The 20,892-nt window shown below is 69.5% G+C and carries 18 protein-coding genes and 1 tRNA gene; 17 read left to right on the top strand and 2 right to left on the bottom strand.

What is annotated here, in order from left to right; translation table 11 throughout:
* The first annotated feature begins 269 nt into the window (after positions 1 to 269).
* From ACOOGH_RS15565 to ACOOGH_RS15495, 15 genes are all read left to right on the top strand, one after another.
* A complete protein-coding gene (locus tag ACOOGH_RS15565; protein ID WP_420449790.1) occupies positions 270 to 2,423 on the top strand; it encodes a VirB4 family type IV secretion system protein in 2,154 nt (717 codons plus the stop codon).
* Positions 2,420 to 3,295 (top strand): TrbG/VirB9 family P-type conjugative transfer protein, encoded by an 876-nt coding sequence (locus tag ACOOGH_RS15560; protein WP_420449789.1) that lies wholly within the window; start codon positions 2,420 to 2,422, stop codon positions 3,293 to 3,295. The genes ACOOGH_RS15565 and ACOOGH_RS15560 overlap by 4 nt, the downstream gene beginning before the upstream one ends.
* Positions 3,292 to 4,536, top strand: a complete 1,245-nt coding sequence (locus ACOOGH_RS15555; RefSeq protein WP_420449788.1) for a TrbI/VirB10 family protein — start codon at positions 3,292 to 3,294, stop codon at positions 4,534 to 4,536. Before ACOOGH_RS15560 ends, ACOOGH_RS15555 begins: the two co-directional genes overlap by 4 nt.
* A 17-nt stretch (positions 4,537 to 4,553) precedes the next feature.
* Positions 4,554 to 5,450: a hypothetical protein gene (locus tag ACOOGH_RS15550; protein ID WP_420449787.1), complete on the top strand. Its 897-nt coding sequence runs from the start codon at positions 4,554 to 4,556 to the stop codon at positions 5,448 to 5,450.
* Positions 5,451 to 5,463: 13 nt separating this feature from the next.
* Positions 5,464 to 6,453, top strand: coding sequence for a type IV secretion system protein (locus tag ACOOGH_RS15545; RefSeq protein WP_420449786.1), 990 nt, complete (start codon positions 5,464 to 5,466; stop codon positions 6,451 to 6,453).
* Between the two features lie 15 nt (positions 6,454 to 6,468).
* Positions 6,469 to 7,140 (top strand): VirB8/TrbF family protein, encoded by a 672-nt coding sequence (locus ACOOGH_RS15540; protein WP_420449785.1) that lies wholly within the window; start codon positions 6,469 to 6,471, stop codon positions 7,138 to 7,140.
* Positions 7,137 to 8,069, top strand: a complete 933-nt coding sequence (locus ACOOGH_RS15535; protein ID WP_420449784.1) for a hypothetical protein — start codon at positions 7,137 to 7,139, stop codon at positions 8,067 to 8,069. The genes ACOOGH_RS15540 and ACOOGH_RS15535 overlap by 4 nt, the downstream gene beginning before the upstream one ends.
* Positions 8,070 to 8,367: 298 nt before the next feature.
* Entirely contained in the window at positions 8,368 to 10,395 is a 2,028-nt protein-coding gene (locus tag ACOOGH_RS15530) for a type IV secretory system conjugative DNA transfer family protein (protein WP_420449783.1), read from the top strand.
* Positions 10,392 to 11,402 carry a CpaF family protein gene (locus ACOOGH_RS15525; protein WP_420449782.1) on the top strand — a complete coding sequence of 337 codons (1,011 nt, stop codon included), beginning with the start codon at positions 10,392 to 10,394 and terminating at the stop codon, positions 11,400 to 11,402. The genes ACOOGH_RS15530 and ACOOGH_RS15525 overlap by 4 nt, the downstream gene beginning before the upstream one ends.
* On the top strand, positions 11,399 to 11,605 hold the full coding sequence (locus ACOOGH_RS15520) for a hypothetical protein (RefSeq protein ID WP_420449781.1): 207 nt from the start codon (positions 11,399 to 11,401) through the stop codon (positions 11,603 to 11,605). The genes ACOOGH_RS15525 and ACOOGH_RS15520 overlap by 4 nt, the downstream gene beginning before the upstream one ends.
* Positions 11,602 to 12,636: an ArdC family protein gene (locus ACOOGH_RS15515; protein ID WP_420449780.1), complete on the top strand. Its 1,035-nt coding sequence runs from the start codon at positions 11,602 to 11,604 to the stop codon at positions 12,634 to 12,636. Before ACOOGH_RS15520 ends, ACOOGH_RS15515 begins: the two co-directional genes overlap by 4 nt.
* 7 nt (positions 12,637 to 12,643) lie before the next feature.
* Positions 12,644 to 13,549, top strand: a complete 906-nt coding sequence (locus tag ACOOGH_RS15510; protein WP_420449779.1) for a hypothetical protein — start codon at positions 12,644 to 12,646, stop codon at positions 13,547 to 13,549.
* Positions 13,550 to 13,569: 20 nt separating this feature from the next.
* Positions 13,570 to 13,884 (top strand): hypothetical protein, encoded by a 315-nt coding sequence (locus ACOOGH_RS15505; RefSeq protein ID WP_420449778.1) that lies wholly within the window; start codon positions 13,570 to 13,572, stop codon positions 13,882 to 13,884.
* Positions 13,881 to 14,276, top strand: coding sequence for a hypothetical protein (locus ACOOGH_RS15500; RefSeq protein WP_420449777.1), 396 nt, complete (start codon positions 13,881 to 13,883; stop codon positions 14,274 to 14,276). The genes ACOOGH_RS15505 and ACOOGH_RS15500 overlap by 4 nt, the downstream gene beginning before the upstream one ends.
* Entirely contained in the window at positions 14,273 to 15,436 is a 1,164-nt protein-coding gene (locus ACOOGH_RS15495; RefSeq protein ID WP_420449776.1) for a tyrosine-type recombinase/integrase, read from the top strand. The genes ACOOGH_RS15500 and ACOOGH_RS15495 overlap by 4 nt, the downstream gene beginning before the upstream one ends.
* A gap of 55 nt (positions 15,437 to 15,491) precedes the next feature.
* Here the strand turns inward: ACOOGH_RS15495 and ACOOGH_RS15490 are convergent.
* Positions 15,492 to 15,564: transfer RNA gene (locus tag ACOOGH_RS15490), tRNA-Ala, on the bottom strand.
* A gap of 69 nt (positions 15,565 to 15,633) precedes the next feature.
* Positions 15,634 to 17,724, bottom strand: a complete 2,091-nt coding sequence (locus tag ACOOGH_RS15485; protein ID WP_420449775.1) for a UvrD-helicase domain-containing protein — start codon at positions 17,722 to 17,724, stop codon at positions 15,634 to 15,636.
* 219 nt (positions 17,725 to 17,943) lie between these two features.
* On the opposite strand from ACOOGH_RS15485, the gene ACOOGH_RS15480 reads away from it, so the two are divergent.
* Both ACOOGH_RS15480 and ACOOGH_RS15475 read left to right on the top strand, forming a co-directional pair.
* Positions 17,944 to 18,570 (top strand): twin-arginine translocation signal domain-containing protein, encoded by a 627-nt coding sequence (locus tag ACOOGH_RS15480; protein WP_420449774.1) that lies wholly within the window; start codon positions 17,944 to 17,946, stop codon positions 18,568 to 18,570.
* Positions 18,567 to 20,198: an FAD-dependent oxidoreductase gene (locus tag ACOOGH_RS15475; protein ID WP_420449773.1), complete on the top strand. Its 1,632-nt coding sequence runs from the start codon at positions 18,567 to 18,569 to the stop codon at positions 20,196 to 20,198. Before ACOOGH_RS15480 ends, ACOOGH_RS15475 begins: the two co-directional genes overlap by 4 nt.
* The last annotated feature ends 694 nt before the right edge of the window (positions 20,199 to 20,892 follow it).

Raw genomic sequence — 20,892 nt, 5'->3', positions numbered from 1 at the left:
GGCGGCGGGCTCGCTGGCCGAGGAGCTGCCCTACTGGGGTTGGCTCGAAGACGGCCGCACCTGCCTGACCCGTTCGGGCGAGCTGATCGCGGCGGGCCGGATCCGGCCCGCCGTGGTGGACGGTCGCACGCCGGAGCAGATCGACCGCGTGCTGGGACTCTGGCAGAGGTTGCTCTCGGGCCTCGGTCCCGGCACGCGCCTCCAGTTCCACATGCTCAGGCCCGAGCCGCGCCGAGAGTCCTCAGGACAACGGTTCGGACATCGCGTCCTTGTCGGGGCGCAAGCGAAGCGCGTTCCTCGCCGGGCGCGTCCAGCGGCTCGACGCCTTCGTGGTGTGGACGCACAACCCGGGCCTCCGTCCGGTCGGCGGGAGTTCCCGGTCGGGACCGCTATCACGGCTCAAGCGACCTCGGAAGCGCGGCGGCAAGACGGGGGCGACCTACCTCGCCTCGGAGATCGAGGCTGCGGCGGACCGGTTCCGGGCGATGATCGACACGGGCCGCTCGCTCGTGGCCGAACACACACCCATCGAGCTGCTCGGTGCGCACGAGGCGTCCTGCCTCCTTTCCGACTTGACCAACAGGCCCGGCACGTTCTGGGACGGCGCGACGGGGAGCGGCATGAACTGGCGGCTCGCGCTCTCGGAGCTTGAGGCGGAGCGTTCGCATCTTCGGCTCGACGGAGAGCCGGTGATCCTGTACTCGCTGCTGTCTCCGCCTGGGCAGGCGCATGCCAACCTGCTCCAAGACCTCTACTGCCTCGATGCCGTGACGACCGTCTCGCTCGAATGGCGGCCGTGGACGGTCGAATCGGCGCGTCGCCGGATCCGAAGCGCACAGCGCCACTATTTCTCGCGGCGCTACTCGATGATGGCGCACGCGCAGGACGCGCAGGGCACGGCGGCGGCGATGGTCGATTCGGCGGCGGTCGCGGAGTCGGACCGGCTTGGGAGCGCTCTGGTCGAACTCGAAGCCGACGGCGTGGCCTACGGCGAGGCGTCGCTCACCGTGGCGCTCCACGGCGCACTCGAAGGGATCGAGCGGCTGGACGGCGACGTGCGCCGCCTGTTCGCCGCGCACGACGCGAAGGTGATCCGCGAGGGTTACGGCCAGCTTCCCGCATGGTTCGCCAGGCTCCCGGCCCAGCCGAGGCGCCGACAGGTGCGGAAGGTGTTCGTATCGGCCGGGCTCGCCGCGTGCCTCGCGCCCGTGTTCGGGCCGCCCAAGGGGAACCGAACGAGCCGGCATCTGGACCGCGAGCCGCTGGCGGCCTTCGAGACGCCGTGGCGGACGGCGTACCGCTACGACCTGTTCTGTGGCGACGTGGGCCACACGCTGATCCTGGGCGCGACGGGTTCGGGCAAGAGTTTTGCCCTGAACTTCCTGTTGGTCGAGGCGCTCAAGTACGATCCGCGCATCCTGATCCTGGACCTGGGCGGATCGTACCGCTGGCTGACCCGCCTCCTCGGAGGCCGCTATCTGGAACTCGCACCGGGCGAAGCGGAGCCGACGCTCCGACTTCAACCCTTCGCGCTGCCCCCGACCACGAGGACGTTCCAGTTCCTCACAGGCTGGGTGCTCCGGCTGCTGAGACTGGGCGGATACGAGGCCGATGGAGCGGACACGAGCGAGATCCGTGCGCGGATCGAGGACTTGTACGCGCTCGGGGCCGAGCGGCGCACGCTGAGCGTGCTGGCCGGTTCGCTTCCTTCCGCGATGTGGCCCGCGCTGAGCCGCTGGACGGAGGGCGGCGCGTGGGGCGCGTTCTTCGATAACCCCCCGGCGGACGCGCCCGATATCGAGTTCCGGGACTGGCAGGTGATCGACCTGGCGGGCGCGGCGGAGCACGCGGATCTGTGCGAGGCGGCGCTGTCGTACCTGCTGGAGCGCATGCGCCTCGAGATCGAGGACCCGGCGGAGACCGCGCGGCTCAAGCTGATGGTCGTGGACGAGGCGTGGCGGTACATGCAGGACCCCGCCGTGCTGAACTACCTGGCCGAGGCGGCCAAGACGTGGCGCAAGAAGAACGCCGCGCTCGTGCTCGCCACGCAGTCCGCCGTGGACGTGACCGGGACGCCCGGCGCGTCGGCGCTCCTGGAATCGATCCCCACCAAGCTGTTCCTCGCCAACCCCGAGTTGCCCGCCGAGGCCGGGGCGCTATTCCGGTTGAACGAGTCGGAGGTGGCCCGGATCCGTGAGCTGACGCCCAAGCGCGAACTGTATCTCCGCCGCCCGGACGAGGCGGCGGTGCTCCGGCTCGAAGTCGATCCGGAGAGCTACTGGCTCTACACCTCCTCGCCGCTGGACGCCGAGAGGCGCGCCGAAGCCGTGGCGAGGCACGGACTGGTCCGGGGGCTGGAGGTGCTCGCCTGGCCGAACCCATCCGATCCCACTCCCATGAAAGAAAAGGACGTGACCCCATGAAGACACCCACCGCCGCGATCCTGCCGGGGATCGTCGTCGTCCTGCTGACCCTGCTTGTGGCGGCGTTTCCCGCCGACGTCTGCGCGCAACAAACGAGCGCCGATGCCGCCTACCTGCGCGTGCCGGTGCCGGAGGAAGGCAATGAGCGGATCCCCCGGCTCCGCGCGCGCGTGCGCCACACGACGGTAATCGTGCTTCCGACCGAAGAGCGGATCCTCGACTTCGTGGCCGGCGACTCGGAGTACTGGCACCTGACCGGCGCGGCGAACGTGGCATATCTCAAACCGCTGGCCGAGGACGCGGCCACGAACGTCGCGCTCGTCTGCGAGTCGGGGCGCATCTACTCGTTCCTCGTCTCCGAGCACGGCGAGGAGCCGCCCCACCTCGTCGTCCGCGTCGAGGCGGGCGCGGAGGCGGCGGGCATGTCCGGCACTCCGGGGTTCGTGGCCCGGAGCGAAGTGGCGGCGTACCGGCAGATGGCGGCCCAGGCCGCCGATGCCGCGGGCTTGGCACGCGAGGAGGCCGAGGCCGGGATCGCCGAGGCGCAGGAGCAGGCGGCTGCGGAGATCGAAGCGTTCCACGCTTCCTACCCCGAACGCCTGCGGTTCGAGTACCGGCTGGACCGGGGCGCGTCCGAGCGGCCATTCCTCATCGAGGCGATGTGGCACGACGGGCTCTTCACCTACATCCGGTCGCACGCACAGGAGTCGCCGGCCCTCTACGAACTGACCGACGGCGAGCCGAGCCTGGTCGCGTTCGACCTCACCGAGGACGGCCTCTACATCGCCCGCCGGGTGCTGGGCGACGGGTGGCTCCAGATCGGCGAGGAGCGGCTGCGCTGGCGGTTCGAGCCCGGGGAGGGTTCGAGATGAGCGGCTGGAAGCAGTGGGTGAAGGAGCCGAAGGGGGCGCTGCCGGGCGGCATCGTCACGAAGGCCGGGATCGCCCTGATCACCGTGCTCGTCGCCGGGCTGTTCCTCTCCTCGTCGCTGTCGCGTCCCGACGATACGGCCGGGGGAGCCGCGCCCACGGAGCAGCGGCCCGTGGACGACCGCACGGGCCGCGCGCTCGACGGGCGCTTCGATGCCGAGACGATGCGCCAGAGCCAGCAGGCGGCGGCCGATGCGGACAGCGAGCGGCAACAGTCCGATGACGCCGGACGGGAGAGAGCCGGACAAGACGCGGAGGCGGATGCCGGCAATGCCCGGGCCGGCGTCGGCCCAGCCGAGTTCGAGCTACGCGAGGCGCTCCGACTCGAGGAGATCGAGCGGCGAAGGCGCTCGCTCCGGTCGCTTCCGGTCGCGCAGTCGCACCGGGATCCGAACCGGGCCTTGGATGCGGCTGCGGTGTCTTCTCTGGAACCCGAGTCTCCCGATGCGGCACTCGACGGCGCGCTCGCGTCCCTCGGGCAGTCCTTGGCTGCCCTCGAGGCCGACATGGTGGCCGGGCTGGCAACCGGAGAATACTACGCGCCCAACGCGGAAGGCCCCCTCCCGCAGGCCGCTCCACCCTCGCCCCGCACATCCGAGCCCGGCCGTTTGGTCCGCCCGCTTGACCCGCCGGGCTGGGAACGCATCCCCGAGGGTTCGTTCCTCGAAGCGGTGCTGCTCACCCAACTCTCCGGCGAGTTCCCCGGCCCGGTGCTCGCGATGGTGTCGGTGCCGCTGTACTCGGCCGACCGCCAGCGGGTTCTGGTCCCGCGCGGCGCCCGCGTCGTAGGTACCGCGAGCGCCGTCCAGAACCGCGACCAGAGCCGTCTCGCCGTGGCGTTCCACCGGCTCCTGCTGCCCGACGGAAGCTCGATCGACCTCGAGTTCGCCGGGCTGAACCAGGCGGGCGAGAGCGCGCTCCGGGACCAGGTCAACCGGCGCTACCTCTCGACGTTCGCCGCCGCCGGTGCGGTCGGCGCGCTGAGCGGGCTCACGCTTGCCGGGGCCTCGCCCTACGGACTCCGGGCGGGCGTCGGCCAGGGGCTCGGCGGCAGCGCCGCCTCGATGCTGGACCGGTATCTGAACCGGCTGCCGGAGATCACGATCCGCGCGGGCCACCGGCTCCGCGTCTGGTTCACCTCCGATGTCCTGGTTCCAACCCCCACCCGCACCACACCCCGATGACACGAAAGGACTCCCCCATGCGCCGCCGCATCGTCACCCCCGCCCTATTCGTTCCGCTGCTTCTCCTCTCGGGCGCCCGGCCCGCGAGCGCGCAGTTCGACTTCGGCAGCTGGTTCCAGCGGGCCACGATCATCGCGAACCAGATCACGCAGATCTCGCACCAGGTCAGCCAGATCCGCTCGATGGCCCGCCAGCTTACGGAACTTGAAGACCAGCTCGACCACATGGAGCGCGCCGCGCGCGGCGAAATCGACGCGCTTCTGCAACCGTTCTCCGACCTCGCCGCCGACCCCGTCGGACTCGTGCGCGACGGACTCGGCTGGCGGTCCGATTTCACGGGACAGGCCCGCGGCACGGTGGACGCCGTCCGGCGCTTCGGCAACGGCCGCTCGTTCACCAACCTCTGGCGCACCGCGCACGGCACGGCCGATCGGGTGACGGAGGCTGACGTACTGGCGCTCTTCCGGAACCTCCCGCCGCAGGCCGCGACGCGCGCGCTCGAGGACTACCGCCGTGCCCGCGAGGCCGCCGACCGGCAGCGGGTCCTCGACTACGCAGCGCTGGACGCGGCGGCCGCGCTCGCCGGGACCATCGAGAGCGCGCAGGGCTCGTTCGCGGACCTGACCTCGAACAGGAACCTCTCGAACACGGCCCTGCAGCAGGCCCGGGTCGCCGCCGCTCTGAGCCAGGGCCGGATCAACGCGGCCGCCGGACAGGTGCTCGCGCACCAGGCCGCCGCCGAGGCAAGCCGGGCGAGGCAAGCCGAACTCGCCCGCCTTGAGTGGCTTGGCCGTTGGCACGACGACCACGCTCGGGCGAACACGTTCGCCGAGACGATGCGGGATGCCGCCTTGCTGAACCGATCCGCACTCCGGGACGGGCTACTGTTCCGGGTCCCCTCGTTCTACCGGTAGGGGCGCGACGGCCATGCAACTGCCTCCGCAGTCGATCGACCCGAACGTCCCGGCGCAGATCCCGCCCGGCCAGCTTCAGGACTTCAAGAGCTTCCTCGACGTGGTGCTCGACACCGTCGTCGGCGGAGCCGCGCCCGATGTGCATACGCTGGGACTTCAGCTCTGGGGCGGGCTCGCGGCCGTCATGGTCGCCTGGACGGGACTCAAGATCGCGTTCAGCGGCACGTTCCAGCCCTGGGACATCGTCAAGCTCGTGATCGGGATCGCCATCCCCCGCACGCTGCTCCACTACTACATCGTCCCGATCCCCGGCGTGGGGCTCACCTTCCCGGCCATGGTCGCCGGAGGCGGGATCTGGTTCCAGAACTTGTTCCTCTCCGACGTGGTGTCGGCAGGCTACACCGAGATGACCGCGCTCGTGCAGGCGTACTCGGCGCACCTGAGCGCGGCATGGTCGACGGGCAACCTGCTCTCGATCGTGACCGCCGGCACCACGGTGATCTTCTCCTCGCTGGTCACGCTCGCGATGGGCGCCTCGCTCGTGTTCTGCCTGCTCGCGCTCTTCTGCGTCACCTACGCGCAGGTGATCTGGGCGCAGGTCGCCATCGCCATCGCGATCCTCTTGGGACCCGTGTTCATCGCGTTCCTCTTGTTCGAGCCGCTCTCGTTCCTGTTCTGGGGATGGTTCCGGACCATGATGGTCTACACGCTCTACGGCGTCGTCGCCGGGGCCGTGCTCAGGGTCTTCATGGGCGTCGGCATGGGCTACATCACGACCTACGCCGATGCGCTGATGGGCACCGGCACGGCGGACCCGTTCGAGCTCTGGCTCTGGGCCGTCGTCCTCATGCCGCTCGTCGTCTGCGGCCTCATGGCCGGCCTCAAGGTCGGCGAACTCGCCTCGATGCTCGTCTCCGGCTCCGGCTCCGCCGGGTCCGGGTTCGTCGCCCTCGTCATGCAGGGCGCCAGCAAGGCCGCCGCCCCCATCAAGCCCCCCGTCTGAACGGAAGGAGATCCAATGATGAAACTAGACCGTGACGCTGGCCGCGAGTACGCCGAGATCTGGGGCGAGGCGGTCGAGGCGAACCGGAAGCTGCGACGGATCCTGATCTTCCTCTCGGCAAGCGTTGTTCTCGGCGCTCTGGTGCTGCTCAGGATCGCGGGCGCCGAGCCGCCCAAGCCTATTGTGGTGCGCGTGGATGAGGTCGGCCGCGCCGAGGCGCTGGCCTACGAGGTAGCGACCGCGCAGGCCGATCCGCTCGATCCGACAACGAAATACTTCCTGAACCGGTTCGTCCACGACTTCCACTCGAGGCGCCGTGCGACGGCGCAGGAGAACTGGACACGCAGCCTCCGGTTCCTGTCGACCGATCTCGCGAACGCGGCGTTCCAGAGGGATGGGGCGGAGGTCGCGAGCGTCGCGGCGGGGACGGCAGAGACCGAACTCGAAGTCGAGCAGGTCGTGCTGCGCATCCATCCCGCGCCCGAGCCGCCGCACGGCGCGACGGCCGACTTCGATCTCGTGCAGTTGCGCGGCGAACAGGAGCTGCGGCGCGAACGCTGGACGCTCACGCTGCGCTTCGAGTTCCTCGACTCGGTCCCGCCCGAGCTGGTCGTCCACAACCCGATGGGGCTCCTCGTCACCTACATGCGGGCCGACCGCGCGCTCGTGACGGGAGATTCGCCGTGATCGCGCATCTCAAGGGGCGCGAGAAGGCGCTCAGACGCTTCGGCTGGACCGGCCGCAAGGCCGAGTGGATCGCACTCGTGTGCCTGCACAGCGGCGTGTTCACCCGGGCGCAGGCGACGCGGTTCCTGGACACGCACCACGAGCGGGCGCGCCGGCTCGTACTCGCGCTGATCCGTCAGGGGCTGGCGGCCGAGGAGACCGTGCCCGGCATCCGGGGGATCGGGCGGGTGTGCCGGATCTACGCGCGGGGTCTCTACCGCGCGCTCGGCGCGGAGCACATCCGCCACCGCCGCACGGCATCACCCGAAGTGCTGCTGCGGCGTCTGCTCTCGCTCGACTACGTGATCGAGCACTCAGACCTGCCGTGGCTCCCGACCGAGCAGGAGAAGGTGTCCGCGTTCGAGGCGCTCGGCATCGAGCGCGACCTGCTGCCCGTCAAGGTGTACCGCGGAGCCGCCGGCACGACCCGGCGCCACTTTCCGCTGAAGCTGCCCGTCGCGCTCGACTCGGCCCGCGCCCTGTTCGTCTACGCCGAGCCCGGCCACGACACCGCGACCGCGCTCCGCTCCTGGGGCAAGGCGCACGCCCGACTTTGGCGCGCGATCCGCAGCCGGGGCCTGTCGTCGGAGATCGTGACCGTCGCCCGCACCACGCGCGAACTCGAGCGTGCGCGGCGCGTGACGCGTGGGTGGGCCGAGCCCAGCGGCCATCGCAAACCCGACCCGGAGATCCGGGAGGAGCTTGCCCGGATCGAACGGGCGATCCTCCAGGGCGCGGTCCACATCCTCGAGGAGTTCGGCGGTCTCCAGGCCGCGCTGAAGCGGAGCATAGCGCTCGAAAGCCAGGCGCGGCGGCAGGGCGGGCGCGGCTCGATCGACCGCGGCATCGTCTGGCAGACGGTGCGGCTCCAGGGGGCCCGCTACCGATGAGCGTCCCTCGACTTGCGGCCGTACCTGAACGCGCAAACGACATGGGGGTGCGATGCGCACTTCGGCGCCTCCGCGGTGCGCACCCCGGCCGACGCGCACCCGGCGGCGCGGCAACGTCTTGCGCCGGGACGGCCTGTCCGGCCCGTGCCGCGCGGGCGTCACAGGCCGTGACGCTAGCGACCCCCCTCGCCGAGGGCTCGGTACGGGTTCGGGGCCGGGTGTGCTTGCGCACCACCCGCCCCCGCCCTCCCGGGGTCGCCAGCGTGCCAGCGATCCCTCCGGGAAGGGTATCCGGCCGATGAGGCCGTGGACGCTCGTCCTCATCGGGGCCGCCCTGACGGTCGCGGCCGTGCGCGCGATCCTCGTGCCGTTCCCGCCCATCGGCGGCAACCCGTATCTGGACCTGATCGCCTACAACGATCCGGGCATCCATACGGCGATCCGCGCATGGTATTACCTCGCGCCCGGCGTGGCCGTGTTCCTGGCCGGCAGCGTCATGCTCTCCGTCTCGCGGGTCTGGCTTCAGCCGCTCACCCGCCGCCGGAACCGGGGCAGGCTTCCGGCCTGGCCCACTTCTTCGAAGGACGACGCGCCGTCGCTCGTCGTCGGCGAGTTGCACCACCCGACCGTGCCCGCCGAGAGCGACCGGCCCTCCTGGCTCGTCGTACCCGAGAAGGGACTCTACACGGGCTTGCTCGTCGTCGGGGCCGTCGGCACGGGCAAGACGACCGCCTGCATGTACCCGTTCGCCCGGCAACTGCTCCGCTGGCAGGCCGGCGATGCCGACCGCCGGGCGGGCGCGCTCGTTCTCGAAGTCAAAGGGGATTTCTGCCACCAGGTCCGGCGCATCCTCAGCGAGGCGGGCCGTGAGGACGACTACCTCGAAATCGGGCTCGGCGGGTCGATCCAGTGGAACCCGCTCGACGATCCGCTGCTCGACTCCTACTCGATGGCCTACGGCGTGGCGTCGCTCATCAACCAGCTCTTCGGCAAGTCGCGCGAACCCTTCTGGCAACAGGCGTACACCAACCTCGTCCGCTGGATCGTCGAGCTGCACCGGCTCCTGCCGGGGGGCTGGGTCACGCTCCGGGACGTGTACCGCTGCACGGTGGACGCGAAGCTGTTCGCCAGCAAGATCGGGGAGGCGAAGGCGGAGGCTCTTGGGCGGTGCCCCATGCGGGCCGTCATCGCCGCCAAGGACCTCCACGCCCACAAGAAGGCGCTCGAGGGTTGGGGCTGGGACATGGCGCCGGGCGCCGAAACCGTGGCGTGCCGCCTCGACGCGGAACGCGGCGCAAAGCTCGAGGAACTGAAGGTCGAGCACGCCACCGAGCCGGTGGGGAGCGGCGCGGGACGCGAGTACGCCGAGCAGGTGGACGCCGTCGAGCGGTGGTATCGGAAGGACTGGATGGCGCTCGACGCCAAGCTCCGCACCTCGATCGTCGAGGGCATCAGCGTCTTTCTCTCGCTGTTCGATCAGCCCGAGGTCGCCGGCGTGTTCTGTCCGCCCCCGCCGGATGACGATCCGGCTTCGCGCACCGAGGAGGAGGAGGAGGTCACGGACGTCCCGGCCATGCCGGGGCTCCGCCGGAGGCTGCCGCCGCTCGCCGAGTTGATCGAGGGCGGCAAGGTGCTCGCGCTCAACATGCCCGCCGGCGCGAACCCGGCGCTCGCACGCGCCATCGGCGTGTTTCTCAAGAACGCGTGGATGCAGGCGCTGCTCCGAAGGCCGGCGGAGGCCGCCCGACGGCCCGACCGCTACATGCGGCCCGCCGTGTTCATCTGCGATGAATATCAGGCGTTTGCCACGGTCGGACAGGACGACCCTTCCGGCGACGAGAAGGCGTTCGCGCTCACGCGGCAGTGCCGCTGCATCCCGATCGTCGCCACGCAGTCGATCTCCTCGCTCCGCTCCGTGCTCCCCTCGGGAGAGGCGTGGCGCACGCTCGTCCAGACGCTCCGCACGCGAATCTTCCTGTCGCTGTCCGACGACGCGTCGGCCAAGATCGCGTCCGACATGTGCGGCTCCGTCAAGAAGACGCAGGCCTCCTACACGTTCACCGAGACCACGAACAAGCCCGAGTTCTCGCTCCTGTCCGGCCGCGCCGGAGGCGGCGACGGCCAGATCGGTGCGACCAAGTCGTTCCGGCAACAGAGAGAGCCGGTGTTCGACCCGCGCCAGTTCGGGCTGCTCGCCAACTACCAGGCGATCTGTCTCCCCTACGACGGGGTCAAGTCGCTCCCGGCTCGGCGCGTCTACCTCAAGCCCCACTACCTGCCGAGGGAGATGGGCTACTGGCGGCAGCGCGAGGAGGGCCGGATATGAAGCGCGCCAGCGGCGGCGGTCACCTCACTCCGTTCCTTCCGGGCCTCGAGAAGCTGCTCCGGGACCCGGAGGTCTCCGAGATCATGATCAACGGACCCGCGAACGTCTGGGTCGAGCGGGCTGGGAAACTGGAACCCCACCCAGCACCGGACCTCACGTCCGCCTGGCTCCACCGCGCGGCCATCCACATCGCCCGGCCGCTCGGGCTCGATCCCGCCGCGCGGCCGATCCTGGACGCCCGGCTGGAGGACGGCTCGCGGGTCGCCATCTGCACCCCGCCCGCGAGTCCGGAGGTCGCCATCACCATACGCCGCTTCGGCGGCCGCGCGTTCTCGGCGGACGACCTGGTGCGCCTGGGCTCGCTGCCCGAGGACATCCTCGAAGCCGCTCGGAGCACGCTTGCGGCCCGCCGGAACATCCTGGTCTCCGGCGGCACGGGCTCGGGCAAGACCACGCTCCTGAACGCGCTGATCGAACTGCTGCCGGAAGACGAGCGGATCGTCGCCATCGAGGACACGCTCGAACTCAGGATCGACCGGGCGAACTGCCTCCGGTTCGAGGCAGGGGCCACGCTGTCGGATACGCCCGTCGAGATCCGGGACCTGGTGCGCCACGCGCTCCGCCACCGGCCCGACCACATCGTCGTCGGCGAGGTCAGAGGCGGCGAGGCCGCCGACCTGCTGCAGGCGCTCAACACCGGACACGGCGGATCGCTCACGACCATCCACGCCAACAACGCGCGATCCGCGCTCTCGCGGCTCGCGAGCTGCGCCATGCAGGCCGGAGACGCGCTGCCCTGGGAGGTCACCTGCCGGGGCGTCGTCGACGGGATCTCGCTCGTCCTGCACGTGACCCGCCGAGAGGGCCGGCGGTTCGTCGAAGACGCGCTCGAGGTCTGCGACTACGACGCGGCCGCCGGCCGCTGGATCACGAAGCCCGTCTGGGGCGGGACCGAAGCGGCCCGCGAAGAAGAACAGACCCACACACCGAAGGAGGTGAAGGCATGAGCTGGAACGGAGGAACCATCCCCATCGAGACGTTCGAGGACTTCGACCGCGAACTCGCCCACGACGGCGGCGAGACGCTCGAAGTCGAGGCCGAACTGGCCGAGGAGTACGGCCTCTTCCCCGAGGAGGTCGGGACCGAGGAGGAGATCGCGGCCGCCTGGGACGACCCGCACGGCGCCGGCGGCGAGGAGGTGGACGAATGAAGCACGACGAATATCACCGCAAGTTCGCCGACGCGATCATCGAGCAGATCCGGCGAGGCACCGCGCCCTGGCAGAAGCCGTGGCAGCCGGGCGAGCGCGTCATGCCCAGGAACGTGGACACCGACCGCTCCTACCGGGGCGGCAACAGCCTCCACCTTGCCGCCATGCAGCAGGAGAACGGCTACGGCGACGTGCGCTGGGGCACCTACCGCCAGATCCAGAACCGGGGCGGACAGGTCAGGAAGGGCGAGCGCGGCACGCGCATCCTCTCCTTTCAGGACAAGAAGCGCATCGCCGTGACCGACGAGCGCGGGCGGCCCAGGAGGAACGCCGAGGGCAAGAAGCTCTACCGCTACGAGAAGCTCAAGACGCCCTACGTCCGGCAGTACACCGTGTTCAACGCCGAACAGGCCAACGGGCTGCCCGAGCGCGCCAACCCGACGCCCGAACCGCTCTGGAAGACCCACCAGGAGGCCGAGCGGGTCATGGACGACGCTGGAGTGCCCGTCCGCCACGTCGCGGGCGACCGCGCCTACTACCACATGAAGCGCGACGAGATCGTGCTGCCCAAGCGCGGGCAGTTCCCCTCCGCCAACCACTACTACCAGACCGCGCTCCACGAGCTGGGCCACAGCACCGGCCACGAGGACCGGATGAACCGCGAGACCCTCATCCAGGGGATCGACGGCGGGTTCGGATCGGCCCAGTACGCGAGAGAGGAGCTCCGGGCCGAGATCAGCGCCATGATGACCGGCGAGCGCGTCGGCGTCGGCCACGACCCGAGCCGGGGCGCGGCCTACGTCGAGGGCTGGATCCAGGCGCTTGAGGAGGACCCGCGCGAGATCCGGCGCGCCGCCGCGGACGCGCAGAAGATCTCCGACTTCGTGCTGGAGCGGCACCGCGAGCGCGTGGCCGCGCGTGACCCCGTCGCCGTGGCGGCGGTGCGAACGCCCGCGCAGGGACCGCAGAGGATCGTCGTCCCCGTGCCACAGGTCCCAGCGCCCGGACGCAGCGCCGGGCCGAGCCGCTGAAGGACCGATGAGAGGGAGAGGAATGTTCGACCGCACGGTCGAACCGGACCCGCGCCCCGCCGCGCCACCCAGCCGCAATCGCCAAGGCATGCGGAAAGGCCACCGCCGAGAATACGCCGCGGACCGGGAGCGCGGATCCACCATCTCCTTCCGCGAACGCTGCGCGCGCGGGCTCACCGACATCGGCGTCCACGGGGCCGTCTCCTACCGCGACCTCGCCGAGGTCCGCTTCGACGGCCACCCCTACACCACGCGGCGGGCCGTCAACGGCTGGATCGACGACGGACTCGTCGCCGAGACCACCGCCACCGGCCCGAACGGCAACCCGTTCAAAATCCTGACCCTCACTCCCCTGGGCATCACCAAGGCCCGGGAACACGCGGCCGAGCGGGGGATGGACCGGGGGCAGCGGATCGAAATTCCACGCATCCGGGACGCGCAGGCCAGCCACGACACCGCCGTCTACCGCGCCTGCGCCAGGGAACGGGAGCGGCTCCGCAGGCGCGACGCCAGGGTGCGCCGCGTCCGGCTCGACGCCGAACTCAAGGCCGCCGTCGCCCGGGCGAGCGAGTCGGAGCGGAAGAGGCACGGTAAGCGGGCCGCCGACGCCGAGCGGCACCGAACGGCCCAAGAACTCGACCTGCCCCTCGATGGCCGGGACCAGGTGCTCTACCCCGACGCGCAGATCGAGTACGAGGACGCCGAGGGGCGGACCGGCCGCGTCAACATCGAGGTCGCGTCCGACAACTACAGCCAGGAGACCGTCAAGGCGAAAGCCGCCGCCGGGTTCGCCATGCACGCCAGCGGACCGGCCGCCGCGGGGATGCTCCAAAAGCTGGGGCTGGGCGGGCGCGACGGCGGCTCCTGGCTCAAGGGTCCCGCCGACCGCGATCCCGCCTCAGTCGAACTCTGACTGCAACGGAGAACTCGCCCATGCAACCCTGGAAGATCAGCGCCGGACTCACCGCCGCGCTTGCCGGTTCCGTCCTGCTCCTCGGCGGAGCCCGCCTCGAATACCTGAGCCCCCACTGGCCGCTCATCCTCGCACGCCACGGCGGCCCGGTCGGCCTGCACGCGGCGTCCGCACTCTTGACCGTCGCGGCGGCCATCTACGCCATCGGCCGCGCCTCCGGGCTCGCAGACCTGGGCCGCCGCGTCGATCTCGCCGAACGGTCCGTCCGGCGGGGAGAAGGAGACCACGACCTCGCCGACGCGCTCCGCAGGGACGCCGAAGGAGACTGGGAATGAAGCGCCGCATGAAGGACCCGCCGACCGTCGAGGCCCTGCCCGCCGACTGGCGCAAGAAGGCCAAGTCGCTCCGCCGCTACGGCGGCGAGACCCCCGCCACCGCGATCGAACGATGCGCCGACGATCTCGAAGCCACCCTCGTCGAGCGCGACGAGACGACCCTGTCGCTCGTCGAGGCGGCGCGTGAGAGCGGTTACTCGCGGGACCATCTCGGACGTCTGGTGCGCAACGGCAAGATCCCCAACGCCGGGCGGCCCAACGCGCCCAGGATCGCCCGAAGGCACCTGCCCAGAAAGGCTCCCGCCGAAGCGCCACTTGCGGCAGAACCTCGCGCGCGCGAGCGTTCAAACGTGCAGATCGTGCAGTCCATCATCCAGAAAGGAATGGAATGATGGCACGCACGAAACGAAGCCGGCGCTCCTACAGCGCCGGAGAATGGGGCCGGAACCGGGTGAGGGTGTTCCCCGACCCGAAGACCGGCATCCTCCAGGTCGAGTGGCGGGAGAACGGGCGCAGGCTCACCCGGTCGCTCAAGCACCGCGACTGGTCGCGCGCCAAGCGGCAGGCCGACGAGGCCGCCGCAGGCTTCGAGGGGCCGGAGCCCAACGGCGAGAAAGACGCCGGGCCCGAGCCGCTCACCCTGGACAGGCTCTTTGACATCTACGGTGAGGAAGTGACGCCCGCCAAGAGCGAGCGCTCCCAACGGTACGACAGGGTCGCGACAAAGATGTTCGTCGGATTCTTCGGTAAGGGGCGGAAGCCCGCCACGCTCTCCCGGAGAGACTGGGATAGGTTCATCCAAGCGCGGCGGGCGGGCAAGATCGGTCCGAGTCGCAGGCCCGTGTCTGATCGAACGATCGAATACGACCTGCGGTTCCTGCTCGCAGTGCTGAACTGGGCTGCGAGGTCCAGAGATGAGGACGGAAGGCTCTTTCTCGACTCGAATCCGTTGAGAGGCCTCAAGGTTCCGAAGGAGAAGAACCCGACCCGCGTGGTACTCATGGAGGCGGAGTACGAGGCGCTGCTCCAAGCGTCGACGGCGATGGACTGGCGCTTCCGCGTTGCGCTCGTGATCGCGCACGAAACGGGACACCGCATCGGTGCCATCCGCCAGCTTCGCTGGTCGGACATCGACACTGAAGCCGCGGTCATCCGGTGGCGGGGCGAGCACGAGAAGACCGGCTACGGGCACCGGACACCGGTAACGGCGGAGGTGCTCGCAGTCTTGCAGGAGGCGAGGACGCATAATCCCGGGATCGGGGACGTTCCGCTGCTGCCGGCACCCGCCAACCCCTCCACCTGCATCTCGCGTTCGCTCGCGCGCGGCTGGTGGAAGAAGGCTGAGGGGCTCGCGAGGCTGGAGCCCCGGCGTGGCCGAGGCTGGCATTCCCTGAGGCGTAAGTTCGCTTCGGACCTCATGAACCAGCCACTCAAGGTGCTCTGCGAACTCGGGGGCTGGAAGACCGCCCGTACTGTGCTTCAGTGTTATCAGCGGGCCGACGAGAACCGGCTCAGGGAGGCGCTGGAGGACCGCCGAAGGGCCGATTCCTAGCTTCATTTGGCGGGAACAAACAGCGGGAACCGGACTCCCGAATCCCATAAGTCTATGGAGCCGATCGGATTCGAACCGACGACCTCCTGCTTGCAAAGCAGGCGCTCTCCCAACTGAGCTACGGCCCCTCGCTACGAGCGGGACACGTTGGAGTCCCGGGGCTGAAGGATGGGGTGTCCTCCCTCACCTCGCCAGTTTCACCCCGTGTTCCACAGTGTCGGGTCGAAGCCATCGAACAGCATCGAATCGTCCCCCTTCGGCGTGATCACGAGCAGCGAGCGCATAGCGCGGGTGGCGGCGACGAAGATCGTGCGGCGTTCCCGGACGAGGAGGTCGATGTGGGCATCGTCGTCCACTCCCGGCGGGAGATCCGGGTAGGTGGAGCCGATGAATCCGGCCACGGCCACGACCGGAAACTCCAGCCCCTTCGCCGCGTGCAGGGGGAGGACCTGCACCGCGTTGTCGTCGAACTCGAAGTTGCGGGAGTTCTGGAACACGGCCGGGACACCGCGGGACTGGAGGGCGACCGTGATCCGCTCTCCGTCTCGCGTGTGCGGAACGAGCACGGCGCTCGAACCGACCGTGAAGTGGAGGTTTCGCGTGGCGCCCGGCAGATACCGCGCCAGGAGGTCGGCCTCCTCTTCCGTATCGGACAGGGCGCGGACGATGGGGAGCGGCCCCGAGTGGACATAGCGCTGCGCGTCCGGCGCTAGCTGCCCGGCCAGTCCGGCCGCAAGATAGTCGCGCGCGCCCTCTATGATCTGTTCCGTCGAGCGATGGGTGGCGGTCAGCGTCTCCACGCGGCCCCCGATCTCCGGATGCCCGAGCACGTCGGTCCACGAGAAGCTCGCCGTGTGGATCGACTGGTTCTCGTCGGCGGTGGCGAAGAGACGGTTCCCCTCGGCGCACAGGTCGATGAGCAGCCGGATCGCCGAGGCCCCGAGGTCCTGGATTTCATCGACGATCACCGCGTCGTACGGCGGGACCGGGCTCTTCCCCGAGGCGACCAGGTCTGCCGCCGTCGCCCGCGCCTGTTGCCAGGTCCTGCACCCGGCCTCGGCGAGCCCTCGTTCGTACGCCTCGTGCGCCGCCCACACGACCCGTCGCGACGCTGCATCCAGGGGGACACGGCGGGCAGGGCGGGATGAGGCGAGGTATTCAGCCAGGCTCCGGATCCCGCGCCCCTGGATCGCAACTTCGACCTCCGTGAAGAGGAAGGACGACCCCAGTCGCCGGAGCAGGGCCGTGGCGTCGGCCGACAGGGAGGTCGATCCCAGCTCGCGTTCCACACGACGCCGGATCTTCCGTTTCTCCTCCGGCTCGGGGCGGCGCAACTGTGTTCCGGACTCATCCAACACCTGCCATGCCAGACTGTCCACGGTTCGAACGTCGACCAGATCCGCATCTTCCCCCAGCAGGGACTCGAGGAGTTGGCGGGCGAAGGTCCCGAGGGCGTTGGTGAAGGTCGCGAACAGGATCCGCGGTTCGGCCACGCCCATCTCTCGCAGGATCCGGATCATCTCCCTGGCGCGATACAGGGCGACCGTCGTCTTCCCCGTCCCGGGTCCGCCCTTGAGCAGGGTGGGACCGGTCGCGTCCGGGGCCCACGCGACGTGCCGCTCCTGCTCGGGATTGAGCTTGAGCAGGAAAGGCACGAACTCCCCCTCCGTGTACCGGAGCAGGTCGTCCATCCCGCCCGCCGCGACGTACGTCGGCTCGGTGGCGACGAGCGGGATCGGTCTCTCGAACATGTGTTCGTGGATCGCGAGCAGATGGTCGGCCGACACCCCCGGACACGCCAGGAGCGCCTCCGCCGACTCGAGCCGCAGCAGCCGTTCGTGATGGCGCGGCGGGACTCCCAGCGCGCCCAGCAACGGCCTGGTCACAGGTTCGGGCAGCTTCGTCACCTGCTCGCGGAAGTCGGGCAACTCCCACTTGCGGACGCTTCCGTTACCGGAACCGTCGAGAAGATCCCGGTCGAAACGACCATGGTCCAGGTTTTCGGCTTCGGGCATCACTCTGTACGTGTCTTTGGATCGCCGGCGGACGGAATAGAGGCTGACGGATGTGTCGTCGTAGGTGTAGAAGATCCGGTAGTCGCCGCTGCGAAGGCGATGCAGTCCCCTCTCCGATCCCTTCAGCCGCTTTCGCACCTTCGCATCCGGTTCGGGATCCCGGGCCAGCGTCTTCAGCTTGTCGATGACCTGGATGCGGTGATTCCTGGGAATCCGCTCAAGTTCCCGCCAGAAGGTCATCTTGAAGGACGTAACGCGTTGCGTGCTTCTCAATGGGGCTCCTGTCCTCGCCACGAGTCTCGATCTCGATCCGGGCCTCTGATCATCCGCGGCGTCCTCTTGCTGGAATCGTCATCCCGAGTACGGCGGCAACCGACTCGAAGCCGGGACAGCGCGCAAGAAAAGGAGGCGGCGGGAGTTGCGACTGCTCGGGTTCATTACCTACGCTCCGTTCAAGACTCGGGCAGCCCAACCTCGGAAGGCCGGTGGGCCATGGCGGAATCTCGAAGGACGTTCCTCAAGCAGTCTGCCGCGACGGTAGCCGCCGTTTCGTTGACAGGGTGTGCCCCCGGAGAGGCCCGTGAGTCGGCGGCGCAGACCGACGGGGACGCGGCTACGGCCGGCGCTACCCCGGTCACCCTTCCTGTCGAGACGCTCCGGGCCATCGGGGAAGCGGTTCTCCCTGACGAACTTGGGAGCGACGGGCGCGAACGGGCCGTGCGGGCTTTCGAGCGGTGGTCGGAGGCGCTGGAGCCCGTCGCCGAACTGAGTCACCCCTACCTGGTCCCCGAGATCCGTTATTCGGGCCCGGATCCGAGACCCGGGTGGGCTGCGCAGCTTGAGGGACTCGAGAAGGAGTGTGGGAGCCGTCACGGGCTGTCCCTCTCCGAACTCGACGTGCCGGGGCGCCGCGAACTCCTCGCGCGGCCGCTGGGGGAAGCTGGATCCGGGCTTGGGGCGCCACAGAACGCGGACCACGTGGCGCTGGCCCTGATGGCCCACTTCTTCGGCTCTCCGATCGCGACGGACCTCTGCTACGGGCGGGCCATTCGGAAGGAGCTTTGCCGCTCCATCGAGGGGGCCGAGGACGAGCCCGCGCCGCTGGGAGCCGCACCATGAGCCGCCCACGCAGCCCCGCGATCGGGCGGGCGGCGAGGCGCGTGGTCGAGAGCGACGTCTGTATCATCGGTGGCGGGATCACGGCTGCCATGGTGGCGGAGCGGCTCGCCGAGCGAACCGGGGCCTCCATCACTGTCGTCGAGGCGGGTGAGCGGACGGCGTCGCTCGAGGAACGGACCGACACGCGGGCGCGGATGCTGGCCTATGGCGAGAACCCGTGGCCCAACGACCACATCCGCGGTCAGACCGGCTCGGGCGCGATGTATAGTTCGATGGTCGTGGGCGGCTCGGCGATGCACTGGGGCGGCGCGGTCCCGCGCTTTTCCCCGGAGGACTTCCGTCTGCGGTCGCTTTACGGGGTCGCCTCCGACTGGCCCATCTCCTTCAACGACATCGAGCCGTACTTCCAGGAGGCCGAGGAGCGCATGGGCGTGGCGGGCGAACAGGGTCCCGCCGAATACGATCCGCGCTCGAAGCCGTATCCCATGCCCCCGATGCCGTTGTCCTACAGCCTCGCGCGGATGCGGGAATGGACCGAGAAGACGGACATCCCCTTCTGGACGCAGCCGTGGGCGCGCAACACGGTGCCCTACCAGGGGCGGAACGTCTGCCGGCGGTGCGACACCTGCTCCGTCTGTCCGACGGGGGCCAAGTACACGCCGGACTTCGCCTTCGACCGGCTGCTGGCGGACGGGCGCATCGATCTTGTCACCCGCACGCTCGTCCGGCGCCTGACCCTTGAGCCGGGCTCGGACCGGATCGCGGTCGCCGAAGCCGTGGACCGGGACGCGCCCGATGAGCCCGTCGAGTTCCGCGCGGGCACCTTCGTGATCGCCTCCGGCCACGCCTGGAGTTCGCACCTGCTCCTGCTCTCGGCGAACAGCCGTTTCCCGGACGGCCTCGCCAACCGCACCGGAAACGTGGGGCGGTACATGACGGGGCACTGGTATCTCAGCGGCTTCATCAACCTGCCGATGCGGCTCTATCCGGGGATGTTCGTCTACAACAGCCTTCTCTCCCGCCGCTTCGCCAGCCCAGGACCCCTGGACCGCTACGTGCGCCACGACCTGCGTCTGTGGGAGTCGAACGTGGGCCGCGCCCCGACGCTCAGGAGCGAGGACGGACAACTCCTGTGGGGCGACGAGATCATGGCCGACTGGAGAGGCCGCACCGAATCCGAGTCCACGGCCCGCATCCGGGCCTACTACGACCTCCTCCCGGACCGCGACAGCCGCCTCACGCTCGACCCCAGAAAGACGAACGAACTGGGCGACCCGATGCCCCGGATCGACTACCGCCCGGCGCAGGAGAGCGTCGACCTCCAGGGCCATACGGTCGACACGATCTCGGGACGCTTCGAGGAACTGGCGCGGGCGGCCGGAGGCACGATGCGGAGCATCGGGCAGCCGTCCGAGTTGTGGGAGCATCCAGGCGGCGGCTGCCGGATGGGCGACGATCCGGCCACGAGCGTGGTGGACCGCTGGGGCCGCACCCACGACCACGAGAACCTCTTCGTGGTGGGGGCGCCGACACTCGTCTCCGGCGGCTGCGCGAACGGCACTCTCACCTTCTGCGCCCTCTCCCTCATGTCCGCCCAGGAGATGGAACAGGCGTTGCCCTCGGCCTGAGGACTACGCCGACGCCGCCCCCGCGGGGCCTTTGCATCGGACGTTAGATTGCGCAGCGTGAGTCTCTGGCAGCCGATTCTGGGTACCCTGCACGCCGCTCGCTCCACCCCACTCGGGCACGGTATGGCTGCGGAAACTCGGCCACTGACTCCGCACAGGGGGTCAGCGCATTCTCGGCTGGTGACGAGCGTTGTAACCGTTCTCATAACAAGGTGGGAGTATGCCCGCAGGAGAGTCGACGTGAGCTTCATCTCGGACCTGGTCTTGGAGTACGGTCAGAGCCCATTCCGATACGAAGGTGACGGCACGGTGTCAACGATCAAAGGGAATGATTTTCCGTGCCGATTCGCGGGGACACAGACATCAGAGGGTCGCGTCTTTCTTGCGTGTGACTTCAACCCTCCTGACATGGATATACTCTTCGCGCGCCCTGCCGTTTTCCGAGGCCGATCGGTCGACGGCTGGAAGATCGAATCGGGCGGAGCACTGCACGATATCGAACTGCTTGATGATCCAAGGGGAGAGGGTGCCTGGAGCGTTCTCTCCGCGAGCCAGCTCACTTGCTCGAGGGCTGAGCCGAGCCTGCGCACGGAGGTTTACCGATACGGGATCACTAATTTCGCGTTTGACCGCGGAAGTCCTCCGAGGTTTGAGATCACGCCCCAATTACCTGGTTGTCCAGCGGAGGTCAGTA

It is taken from the genome of Candidatus Palauibacter sp., assembly GCF_965213655.1.
GTDB lineage: Bacteria > Gemmatimonadota > Gemmatimonadetes > Palauibacterales > Palauibacteraceae > Palauibacter.
This window is presented reverse-complemented; position numbering and strand designations above follow the sequence as displayed.

Coding starts and splice junctions, on each gene's coding strand:
- ACOOGH_RS15560 (WP_420449789.1), top strand. CDS start 2,420: ATGAAGACACCCACCGCCGCGATCCTGCCGGGGATCGTCGTCGTCCTG.
- ACOOGH_RS15555 (WP_420449788.1), top strand. CDS start 3,292: ATGAGCGGCTGGAAGCAGTGGGTGAAGGAGCCGAAGGGGGCGCTGCCG.
- ACOOGH_RS15550 (WP_420449787.1), top strand. CDS start 4,554: ATGCGCCGCCGCATCGTCACCCCCGCCCTATTCGTTCCGCTGCTTCTC.
- ACOOGH_RS15545 (WP_420449786.1), top strand. CDS start 5,464: ATGCAACTGCCTCCGCAGTCGATCGACCCGAACGTCCCGGCGCAGATC.
- ACOOGH_RS15540 (WP_420449785.1), top strand. CDS start 6,469: ATGATGAAACTAGACCGTGACGCTGGCCGCGAGTACGCCGAGATCTGG.
- ACOOGH_RS15530 (WP_420449783.1), top strand. CDS start 8,368: ATGAGGCCGTGGACGCTCGTCCTCATCGGGGCCGCCCTGACGGTCGCG.
- ACOOGH_RS15525 (WP_420449782.1), top strand. CDS start 10,392: ATGAAGCGCGCCAGCGGCGGCGGTCACCTCACTCCGTTCCTTCCGGGC.
- ACOOGH_RS15520 (WP_420449781.1), top strand. CDS start 11,399: ATGAGCTGGAACGGAGGAACCATCCCCATCGAGACGTTCGAGGACTTC.
- ACOOGH_RS15515 (WP_420449780.1), top strand. CDS start 11,602: ATGAAGCACGACGAATATCACCGCAAGTTCGCCGACGCGATCATCGAG.
- ACOOGH_RS15510 (WP_420449779.1), top strand. CDS start 12,644: ATGAGAGGGAGAGGAATGTTCGACCGCACGGTCGAACCGGACCCGCGC.
- ACOOGH_RS15505 (WP_420449778.1), top strand. CDS start 13,570: ATGCAACCCTGGAAGATCAGCGCCGGACTCACCGCCGCGCTTGCCGGT.
- ACOOGH_RS15500 (WP_420449777.1), top strand. CDS start 13,881: ATGAAGCGCCGCATGAAGGACCCGCCGACCGTCGAGGCCCTGCCCGCC.
- ACOOGH_RS15495 (WP_420449776.1), top strand. CDS start 14,273: ATGATGGCACGCACGAAACGAAGCCGGCGCTCCTACAGCGCCGGAGAA.
- ACOOGH_RS15480 (WP_420449774.1), top strand. CDS start 17,944: ATGGCGGAATCTCGAAGGACGTTCCTCAAGCAGTCTGCCGCGACGGTA.
- ACOOGH_RS15475 (WP_420449773.1), top strand. CDS start 18,567: ATGAGCCGCCCACGCAGCCCCGCGATCGGGCGGGCGGCGAGGCGCGTG.